This window comes from Muricoccus pecuniae (genome assembly GCF_014199205.1).
Classification (GTDB): domain Bacteria; phylum Pseudomonadota; class Alphaproteobacteria; order Acetobacterales; family Acetobacteraceae; genus Roseomonas; species Roseomonas pecuniae.
The window spans coordinates 218392-228425 of sequence record NZ_JACIJD010000006.1 but is presented as its reverse complement, the minus strand read 5'-3'; the positions used below and the strand labels follow the sequence as shown (position 1 = coordinate 228425).

General features: G+C 68.5%; 9 protein-coding genes and 1 tRNA gene. 7 read left to right on the top strand and 3 right to left on the bottom strand.

Annotated features, from left to right (window positions below; genetic code table 11):
• Positions 1–91: 91 nt before the first annotated feature.
• Positions 92–271 (bottom strand): hypothetical protein, encoded by a 180-nt coding sequence (locus FHS87_RS08775; protein WP_184516450.1) that lies wholly within the window; start codon positions 269–271, stop codon positions 92–94.
• Between the two features lie 329 nt (positions 272–600).
• On the opposite strand from FHS87_RS08775, the gene FHS87_RS08770 reads away from it, so the two are divergent.
• The 3 genes from FHS87_RS08770 (at position 601) to FHS87_RS08760 (ending at position 2354) form a co-directional block, all read left to right on the top strand.
• Complete coding sequence (locus tag FHS87_RS08770) at positions 601–879, top strand: hypothetical protein (RefSeq protein WP_184516449.1); 279 nt, start codon at positions 601–603, stop codon at positions 877–879.
• Positions 880–1117: 238 nt separating this feature from the next.
• On the top strand, positions 1118–1657 hold the full coding sequence (locus tag FHS87_RS08765; RefSeq protein ID WP_184516448.1) for a hypothetical protein: 540 nt from the start codon (positions 1118–1120) through the stop codon (positions 1655–1657).
• A 481-nt stretch (positions 1658–2138) separates the two neighbouring features.
• Positions 2139–2354, top strand: a complete 216-nt coding sequence (locus FHS87_RS08760; protein WP_281394333.1) for a hypothetical protein — start codon at positions 2139–2141, stop codon at positions 2352–2354.
• 464 nt (positions 2355–2818) lie between these two features.
• Here the strand turns inward: FHS87_RS08760 and FHS87_RS08755 are convergent, their stop codons facing one another.
• Together FHS87_RS08755 and FHS87_RS08750 are read right to left on the bottom strand one after the other, a co-directional pair.
• Positions 2819–4744 (bottom strand): tyrosine-type recombinase/integrase, encoded by a 1926-nt coding sequence (locus FHS87_RS08755; RefSeq protein ID WP_184516447.1) that lies wholly within the window; start codon positions 4742–4744, stop codon positions 2819–2821.
• 296 nt (positions 4745–5040) lie between these two features.
• Positions 5041–5114: transfer RNA gene (locus FHS87_RS08750), tRNA-Gln, on the bottom strand.
• Positions 5115–5292: 178 nt separating this feature from the next.
• On the opposite strand from FHS87_RS08750, the gene FHS87_RS08745 reads away from it, so the two are divergent.
• The 4 genes from FHS87_RS08745 (at position 5293) to FHS87_RS08730 (ending at position 10032) form a co-directional block, all read left to right on the top strand.
• Positions 5293–6342 (top strand): Ppx/GppA phosphatase family protein, encoded by a 1050-nt coding sequence (locus FHS87_RS08745; protein ID WP_312861931.1) that lies wholly within the window; start codon positions 5293–5295, stop codon positions 6340–6342.
• 21 nt (positions 6343–6363) lie between these two features.
• The gene (locus FHS87_RS08740) at positions 6364–7053 is read left to right on the top strand and encodes an RlmE family RNA methyltransferase (protein WP_184516445.1); all 690 of its coding nucleotides are present in this window, start codon (positions 6364–6366) and stop codon (positions 7051–7053) included.
• A 127-nt stretch (positions 7054–7180) separates the two neighbouring features.
• Positions 7181–8677 (top strand): IMP dehydrogenase, encoded by a 1497-nt coding sequence (gene guaB, locus FHS87_RS08735; RefSeq protein ID WP_184516442.1) that lies wholly within the window; start codon positions 7181–7183, stop codon positions 8675–8677.
• A 47-nt stretch (positions 8678–8724) separates the two neighbouring features.
• The gene (locus FHS87_RS08730; RefSeq protein ID WP_184516439.1) at positions 8725–10032 is read left to right on the top strand and encodes an RsmB/NOP family class I SAM-dependent RNA methyltransferase; all 1308 of its coding nucleotides are present in this window, start codon (positions 8725–8727) and stop codon (positions 10030–10032) included.
• Positions 10033–10034 lie beyond the last annotated feature (2 nt).

Here is a 10034-nt window from a genome sequence, read left to right as displayed (position 1 = left end):
AGTGGCTCTTCCTCACCGGACCGTCCTCCTTCAGGTCAACATCCCTGCCGGAAAACTCTCAGAAAGCCCGGACCAGTTTCCAGGTTTAAGGTCAAGACCAGTTCCAGAGGCGCGCGAGGCTGTGCCCCGCGATATCCGGCGTCTCGCCCAGCACTTCAGCGCATTCCCGGATGGCGCTCTTGATAGAGAGCTCGATGGAGTGGCTGCAGAGGAAGAACAGCGGCAGGACCGCGCGGCCCGACGCCCAGAACTGCAGCAGCCTTCCCGCCAAAAGGTCAAAAGCCTCGCCGTACGCGCCGTTGAGATCCTCTCACGTCTTGTCGTAGCTCGAAGGGCGCGGGTCCCGAATTAAGAACTTCTGCCCTGTCTTCCTTAGACATACTCACCTCGATGCAGACCGGCTGTTCACACGCCGAGCCGATGGCCTGAGACAGTAGGGGTTGCCAACCGAGGCTCAAGGGTTTCTCGTTGAGGTGAAGGAGACGCGCCGACACTTCGAACGTTTGCATCGCTGGCATCTCTCCAACTGGCCACCATTAGCAGCCGGAGGCGATGACCAAAAATAATACATGATCGCGTGCGTTGTTGGGAGAGCAGACATTGGCAGAGCTTCGTAGAGCTACTCCCGAAGAGGAGCAAAATGAGGACTTCATTAACGGAAGCGATATCGTCTTCGACGATAAGCTGGGCATGGACCACATGCAGAAATACTACACAGAATCGTCGATGGTGTTTGGCGATACAGTAACGGTATTTGCTACGAGCGTCGCGCCGGGAGACGGCACTCTCACGGCCGAGAGGGTCATCGCCTCCAACGGCCGGGTGTTTGTCCTCGTTCGTGCCCCGACCCGCAAGGAACGCAACAGCCTCTACCGGTGAGGTAACCGCACCAGCTCGCTCCCGCGAGCGCAGACCTCGCTACAAGAGGACGTCGGTGATGAAGGTTCCGGGCTTAGCCAAGGCGAAAGAGCTGAAGAGGCGCGTGCAGGATGGGGACGAGGCCGCCATCGCGGCTGCGGCCGACGCTATCGGCCTGTAGATGCCCTACGGGGGCAATCTGACAGCGTTCGCGCTAAAGAAGGGTCTCGCCGCCTATCGGAAGAGGAGCGCGAACATCTTGGATGAGGAAATGCGGGCAGCACAGCCCACGCCTGAGCAGGCCGAGCAGCTCGCGCCGATGATCGCCATGCATGCCCGGATGGCCATGGAAGGCGAGGCGGAAGGTAGCCTCCGATTGCTGGCGCGGGTGATCGCCGGGCAGCTCGAACAGGACGACCTGTCGCCGGCCGAATTCGCGTCCTATGCGCGAATCCTGTCTGGCATGCGACACGCGGAGATTATCGCGCTCGGCACCTTTTATCGAAGCTGGCAGGAAGCGGAGAAAGCGGACCTTGGGCCTAAGGAGGATGCGGTCGAGCGCACCGCTAACATGGCCTACTCCGGCAAGATGGTTCCTAACGTGGTACCTAACTACGGAGAGCTGAAAGCGTTGATGTCGGGGCTGACGCGCACGGGACTTCTTATTGAGGTACCGACGGTGGACGGAGGAAATCGCTATCAGCCGTCCAGCCTGTTTCATCGGCTCAGCGAGCTGGCCTCCCTGGAGAGTGCGGCCGAACCGGCCGCAACAGCACAAGGGAAGTCTGCAGTCGACTAACGTCATATCTCCCGGTGCTTTTGCCGTGATAGTCCCTTGGCCAGCGCGGAGTTGCCTTCGTGCACACGGTCCGTCCATTCTCCAACCACCAACATCAGCCGTCCACACGCCAGCCCGCCCGTGACATAAGCAGGTCGTAAACCGGTCAGCCCATATATATACGATTTCATAATGATTGCCGGTTATGGTGACTGCGTCAGACAGGGTGAGTGGCCGGTAGATTCAGTCGTCAGGCACGGAACCGCCTAAAGCGGGTGAGCACCGCCGCCGAGATGCGTGCCAATGCGCTGCGTGAGGTCGATATCCCCGAGATCCGGTAGGCCGACCAGCGCGAGCCCGCCGAGACCCCTGCCTCCTCCGGCGTGCTCGTCCAAGGCCGCCCGGCTCTGGTCGACAAGACGATGGTCGAGGACGCTGAGTCAGTCCCCTTCAACACCCGCCGCCGCAATCTCGACGTCATGGAGTAGGTTCCCCGCCCCATTTGAGCTGGGACCAAGGCTTCTTCGTGAACCAAGACCTTGCCGGCTACGAAGTGCCGGTCCACGCCGACATCCCCCACCGTCAGGTAATCTTCCTCGACGAGGTTGCAACCATCTCCTCGCCGATGAAGGCCAAGGGTGTGGGCGGACTCCGCAGCGTCGGGGGCGCGGTGGCAAACGCCATCTACAACGCGACAGGCATCCGCGAACGGGATTAATCGATTAGGTTGGACAAACACATTGGCCACCTGCCCGAGACAGTGTGGCCACGAAGGCCAAAGGGAGAGGCGTTTGGCGTCTTCCTTCCTGGCCCGCTCCCAAGGGCCCACTCCATCGCCCGCCAAAGACTAGGTACGCTTCGACCGCTTTCGGGAAGGCGACTGCAGCCATGGATCGGCTGCTCTGGGCGCTCAGCGGAAGTGCATGGCTCGGCGTGACACCGGTAGCGGCCAGTGGGTGATGAAGCACGTTGGTAGAGACCTGTCCTTCCCTGCCTGTTTCCGTTTCGGTGAAGCCTCGCGCACGCACCACCTTACCAACCCCGGTCCCAAGACAAGTGATCAGGCCTGTCGAACGACCTTTTCCCCCCAAGCGGAGCGGGAACGGGCGTGTGATCAGCACGCGCCCCAAAGGCGCGCCGGTCCAGCGTGGCGTACAGACTGGGACCAATACGCCGCCTTGGTCACTTGCACAAAACGAAGCCGTCGCGCCGCATCTGATCCAGCGCGCGCGGGTCCTCGCCGAACTCCCCAACACCCCAGGTCAGCATCGCGAGAGCAACAGCGAGAGGCCGATGCCAGTTCCCCTTTTGGTAGACCTCACGGACATGGTTCCGGTCCGACGCGTTCTCGTGGCCAAAGATGAGGTCGAGGTCGTCCCGGCTCACACGCAGGCCGTTCAGCATCGTCCGGGCCGAGTGTCGCAGGGAGTGGAAGTCCAGGGCCGGCCGCGTGATGCCCAGCGTGCGGCGAAGCGCGAGGAATGACCGCGAGAGATTCCGCGCCCCTTTTTCGGGCGAGGCCACGTCATCGAAGAGAAGATCAGCCTCTGACCCGCCCCTGAGCCGGAGGTACTGGAGGAGCCCCAAACGGAGGACGACAGGGTGGACGGGGACAACCCGGTCCGCCGCGACCGTCTTGAGGACGTTCTCGTGCTCCGCCTGGCGGTGACGACCGATGCCGAGCTCGGCCGCGTAGTCGGCTCCGGCAAGAGGGCGCACATGGAGCAGGACGAGGTCGTCTCCGTGCACCTCGACGTCGCCCCGGCGAAGCTGGACGATCTCACGTTCCCGCATGCCCATGTAGGCGCCGAAGAGAACGCCGAAGTAACGGGACGCCTGGCCCGCAGGACGCAGGCCGGAAAGGGCGGCATCTAGGGGCGACCACGACCTCCAGAGAGACGAAGTGAACGCCTGCTGGATTTCGGAAACGCGGAACGCCTCGCGCGCCTCCCTCGCGGCCTGGCGCTGGGCGGCGCCCTTTCCTTTCTTCTGCATCCCCTGGGTGGGATTAGGCAGGCCCTCGCAGCCGGCGTCGGCTTCCGCCCACTTCCAGAGCCCGCTCAGCGCGCTCGTGTTCTTGTTGATCGTCTTGGTCGAGAGGCGTTTCACGGTGCTTGGCCGAGAGCGCGAGATACGCAGCACCTCTCTCGCGTCCACGCGCCGGTTGCCCTTTGGGTCGGTAGGATCCGCATACTCCGCGGCCTGTCCCCAGTCCGAGCAGACCTCGAGGAGGTTGCCCCGGAACTCCCGGACCAGCTCGCGCGTGATCCCGCGAAGGGGCAGGTCGCCGAAGAACTCGGTGAACAGGCGGATGGTGGTCTCGGCATCCCGCTCCGCATCCTGCTTCCAGGCCCGGTCCACTCGCTTGGCCTTCCGGAAGGCATGGAACGCGACCGAAAGCGGCGTGTCGGGCGACAGCGGCGCGGGTGGGGCGGGTCTGGCGGGCGGTGCCGGCGGACGTGCGGCGGCTCCCAGATGGGGCAGGGCCGAAGGGGGTGGGGCGGGGGTCGGACCTTGCGCTTCCACCGACTGAGCGGTTCCGCCTGGATTAGGCCTGAAGGCCACTTCCTGGGCAGCGACCTCGCGGAACCCTGCCATGGCACCATGCATGCCGGCCTCGAGCAGCACCGGAGGAATGACCTGTGGAGCGGGTGTTCCCGCGCGCTCCAGGGCGGCGCGAACGAGCGGCTCGACCGTCGCAAGATTATTAGAGGCCAACTCGCCCCGCATGAAGGCCGCCCGGCCGAGCGCCGCGAGGGACCGCTCCTTCGCCGCGGCCGTGCGAGAGGGGAAGGCAGTGTGCGGGGCGGGAGAGGGCAACGCAGCAATCAGGGCGGCGGCGAGATCGGCCGGAACGGGCAGGGGCTCGTCCGCATCCTCCAGGCCCGACACGTAGGCCGCGAGCTGGGCGGCAACCGCGTCCGGGAGCGACGCCTCCGGCATCGGTGGGCGGCCGCGCTGGATGGGATCTGGGCCGCGGCGGCGCCGGGCTTCGGTGGCGCGCCGAACAACCTCGTCGCGAACAGCCCGCATCACGGCCGCCTCGCTGCCGACAGGATCCAGTGAGCCGGGCTCCCGGTCCATCAACTGCTCGAACGCGGCGTCCATGAAGGCTCCCAGGCGTCGGGCGGGAACGCGGCCCTCCACCTCGAGGGAGAGATCGATGCAGCGTCCACGGCCTGCCCCCGGCAGGCGACGTCTCCAGTACCACAGGTTGCCCCGCCGCCGGATGTGGGCGTGGTGCCTCATCGGATCCCCAGTCAGGACCGTCTGGCTGGGGGCACTATGGTGTGACAGCTTTGTGTGACACCCATGTGCGACACCCGGCCGGTTGGCCCGGTTGGCGCCGACAATGCTGGATATACGAGGCTATGTTGCTGATCTGCCGAACCCTAGAGGAGGGTTGGCTGGGGAACCTGGATTCGAACCAAGACTGCCCGAGTCAGAGTCGGGAGTTCTACCGTTAAACTATTCCCCACGGCAGGCGGCGCGCCCTATAGCCCGGTGCGTGGGGGACTGCAAGCGGCTATCTGGCGCGCCCGCTGGAATAAGAGCTTGCTCCGTTCTATCTCCAAGAGGATCATCAGTTACCCAGTGCCATGCAGACCCGGAACGCGCCGCAATCGCCGGGGGGCAGGCGGGGGGAAGGTCCCCCGGTGCCGCCCATCACCGCCCCGTCGAGCGCCCCTGCCGGGGCGGCTTCGGGTGCGTGGCGCGGCGCCTTGCAGGGTACGCCGCTTTTCGCCGCGCTCGATCTCGGAACGAACAATTGCCGGCTTCTCGTGGCCAGTCCCTCCGGCCCGGCGGGGTTCCGCGTGCTGGACAGCTTCAGCCGGATCATTCGGCTCGGTGAAGGGCTGAGTTCCACAGGTGCTCTTTCGGACGCCGCGATGGACCGGGCGGAGGCGGCGCTCGAGGCCTGCGGCCAGAAACTGGCGCGCCGTCCGGTGCAGGCCGTGCACGCCGTCGCCACCGAGGCCTGCCGGCGTGCCACCAACGGGCGGCGCTTCATCCAGCGGGCGGAGCGGGCCTTCGGCGCCCCCATCCGCGTCATCCCCGCGCGCGAGGAAGCGGAACTCGCCATGGAGTCCTGTGCGCCCCTGTTCCGTCCGCAGGACCGGCGCGCGCTCCTCTTCGACATCGGCGGTGGCTCCACGGAGATCGCCTGGATCCGGACCGACGAGTCCGAGAGGCCGCGGCTGATCGGCACCATCTCGGTCCCCCTCGGCGTGGTGACGCTGGTGGAGCGGGACGGGGCGGCCTGCTTCGCGGGGGAGGGCTTCGACCGGGTCGTAGAGGAGGTCGCCACCCGTTTCGAGGCTTTCGACTCCGTCCACTGCATCCGGCAGGAGATGCGGGCGGGCGGGGTGCGGCTGATGGGCACCTCGGGCACCGTCACCACCCTCGCCGGCATCGCGCTGGACCTGCCCCGGTACAGCCGCGCCGCCATCGATGGGCACGACTTGGAAATGGGGTGCGCCGACCGTGCCCTGGAGGCCCTCCGCAGCATGGGCAGGGAGGGGCTGGCCGCGCATCCCTGCATTGGGCCGGAGAGGGTTGATTTCGTCCTGCCGGGATGCGCCATCTACGCCGCCATCCGCAAGGTCTGGCCGGCCGCGGGCCTCACCGTCTGCGACCGCGGCCTGCGCGAGGGACTGCTGCTGCGGGCGATGCGCGAGCGGCGCCGGCCCCGCCGCGGCGGCTGAACACCCGAGGACCCCTATCCCGTGACCGAATCCCGCAACCCGGGCGGCGAGCGCAACCTCTCGACACGGCTGCGCACCGCCAAGGGCCGAAGCACCGCCAGCCAGAAATGGCTGCAGCGCCAGCTGAACGACCCCTATGTGAAGGCCGCCAAGGCCGCGGGCTGGCGCTCCCGCGCCGCCTTCAAGATCATCGAGCTGGACGAGCGCTTCGGCCTTTTCCGCCCGGGCCAGCGCATCGTGGACCTCGGCGCCGCCCCGGGCGGCTGGACCCAGGTGGCGGTGAAGCGCGCGGGGGAGCGGGGCAAGGTCGTCGCGCTGGACATCCTGCCCATGGACCCCGTGCCCGGCGCCATCACCCTCCAGGGCGACTTCAACGAGGAGGCGGCCGAGCGCGCCGTGCTGGAGGCGCTTGACGGCACGGCGGACCTCGTCATCTCCGACATCGCGCCCAACACCACCGGCCACAACGCGACCGACCACATCCGCATCCTCGCGTTGGTGGAACTGGCCGCCGACTTCGCCCGCAAGGTCCTCACCCCCGGCGGCGCCTTCGTGGCGAAGGTCTTCCAGGGCGGGACCGAGCGGGACCTGCTCAACGCCCTCAAGCGCGACTACGCCACCGTCCGCCACGCCAAGCCCCCGGCCAGCCGCAAGGACAGCGCGGAGATGTACGTGGTCGCCCAGGGCTTCCGGGGCGGGGCAGGGGGCTGACACCCGCCCGCGGCGAGGAGCAGCGTCTCGCCACCGTCATGAGCCCGGCCTTGCGGCGCGGGGCGCAAGGGGCGTAGGAGGGATCGCCAAGGCAGCGCCGCCCGTCTCCCGAGAGGCCCCCCGCTCAATGGCACCCGACACCACCCCGCCTCGCTTCCTCGCCCGCTTCGAGGAGGCCTATGCGTTCGACGACGTCCTGCTCGTCCCCGGCTACTCCACCGTCCTGCCGGCAGGGGCCGACACCCGGACCCGCATCACGCGCGAGATCGGGCTGAACATCCCCCTCGTCGCCGCCGCGATGGACACGGTGACGGAGGGCGCCATGGCCATCGCCATGGCCCAGGCCGGCGGGATCGGCGTGGTCCACAAGAACCTGACGATCGAGGAGCAGGCGGCCCAGGTCCGCCGGGTGAAGAAGTTCGAGAGCGGGATGGTGGTGAACCCCGTCACCATCCAGCCCGACCAGACCCTCGCCGATGTCCGCGCCCTGCAGGAGGGGCACCGCATCTCCGGCATCCCCGTGGTGGAGCCGGAGACGGGGCGGCTGGTCGGCATCGTCACCTCCCGCGACGTGCGCTTCGCGACCGACCCGAACCAGCGCGTCTACGAGCTGATGACGCGGGAGAACCTCGTCACCGTCCCCACGGAGGTCACGCCGGACCGGGCGCGGGCCCTGCTGCACAAGCACCGGATCGAGAAGCTGCTGGTGGTGGACGAGCGCGGCCGCTGCGTCGGCCTCATCACCGTCAAGGACATGGACAAGGCCCAGGCCAACCCGAACGCGGTGAAGGACGCGCTCGGCCGCCTGCGCGTCGCCGCCGCGACCGGCACGGGCGAGGACGGGAGGCTGCGGGCGGAGGCGCTGGTGGCCGCGGATGTGGACATCATCGTGGTGGACACCGCCCACGGCCACTCGGCGGGGGTGCTGAGGTCGGTCGAGACGATCAAGCGCCTCTCCAACTCCGTCCAGATCATCGCGGGCAACGTGGCGACGCCCGAGGCCGTGCAGGCCCTGATCGAGGCCGGGGCGGATGGGGTGAAGATCGGCATCGGCCCGGGCTCCATCTGCACCACCCGCATTGTGGCGGGCGTCGGCGTGCCGCAGCTGACGGCCGTCATGGAGTGCGCCGCCGCCGCGCGGGAGAGGGACGTGCCCGCCATCGCCGATGGCGGCATCCGCACCTCGGGCGATATCGCCAAGGCGATCGCGGCCGGGGCGGACTGCGTGATGATGGGCAGCCTCTTCGCCGGGACCGACGAGGCGCCGGGCGAGGTGTTCCTCTACCAGGGCCGCTCCTACAAGTCCTACCGCGGCATGGGCAGCCTCGGCGCCATGGCCCGCGGCTCGGCCGACCGCTACTTCCAGTCCGAGGTGCAGGACAGCCTGAAGCTCGTGCCCGAGGGGATCGAGGGGCGCATCGGCTACAAGGGGCCGGTGGGCAATGTCATCCACCAGCTCGTCGGCGGGCTGAAGTCGGCCATGGGCTACACGGGCAACGGCACCATCGCCGAGATGCAGTCCAACTGCCGCTTCCGCCGCATCACCGGCGCCGGCCTGCGCGAGAGCCATGTCCACGACGTGGCCATCACGCGCGAGGCCCCGAACTACCGGCAGGAGGGGTAGGGGTTCCGCGCGCCGCAATCCCGGCGGCACGCCCCCATCTGTGTGACATGACCCCGAACGCCCGAATCTCCGCCGCCATCGCCCTGCTCGACGCGCTGGAATCCGCCCCCCGGCGCCCCGCCGACGCGGTGGCGAACGACTTCTTCCGCGCCCGCCGCTTCATCGGCGGCGGCGACCGCCGCGCCGTCGCCGACCGTGCCTGGGGCGTCGTGCGCGAGCGCGCCCGGCTGGACTGGCACCTCGACCATGTCGGTGCTGCGCCCACCGGCCGGCTGCTGATGGCGGCCCACATGATGCTCGTGGAGGGTGGCGGCCTCGCCGGGGTGGAGGCCGCCTTCAACGGGGGCCAGTACGCCGAGGGGCCGCTGAGCGGGGATGAGCGCCGCCTCCTCGCCAAGATCGAGGGCCGCCCGTACCTGCACCCCAGGATGGACGAGGCCACGCGCCTCAACCTGCCGGAATGGGCGCTGCCGGGGCTGCGCGCCCGCTTCGGCGAGGCGCTGCCCGAGGCGGCGGCGGGGCTGGAGGGCTCGGCGCCGCTCGATCTCCGGGTGAACCTGCTCCGCACCACCCGCGACGCCGCCGCCCAGGCGCTCGCCGCCGAGGGGATTCCCACCACCCCGACGCCTCTCTCCCCCTGGGGGCTGCGGGTCGCCGATCGCCGCCCGGTGCTGGCCACCCAGGCCTTCGCCGACGGGCTGATCGAGATCCAGGACGAGGGCAGCCAGCTCATCGCCCTGCTGGCCGATGCCCGCCCTGGCATGAAGGTGGCGGACTACTGCGCGGGCGCCGCGGGCAAGACGCTCGCGATGGCCGCGACCATGGGCAACCGGGGCCGGATCGCGGCCCTCGACGTCTCCGCCCCTCGCCTGACCGGCGCCGCCAAGCGCCTGCGCCGGGCCGGGGTGGACAATGCCGAGACGCATCTGCTGGAGGCCGGGGACCGCTGGGTGAAGCGCCGCGCCGCCACCTTCGACCGCGTGCTGGTGGACGCGCCCTGCACGGGAACGGGAACCTGGCGGCGCAACCCGGACGCGCGGCTCCGGACGACCCTCTCTGACTACGATGAGCTGATCACGAAGCAGCGCGCCATCCTGGATCGGGCCGCCTCGCTGGTGCGTCCGGGCGGAAAGCTGATCTACGCTACCTGCTCCGTGCTGCCGGGGGAGGATGAGGAGCAGGTGCGGGACTTCCTGGGCCACCATGCCGATTTCACGGCCGTGCCGCTCGCCGAGGCCTGGGCCGAGGCGGGGATGGATGGCTCGCCGCCGGGGCAGGGACAGCACATGGCCCTGGCCCCGCATAGCCACGGTACGGACGGCTTCTTCGCCGCCGTGCTGCGCCGGCAAGCCTAGGA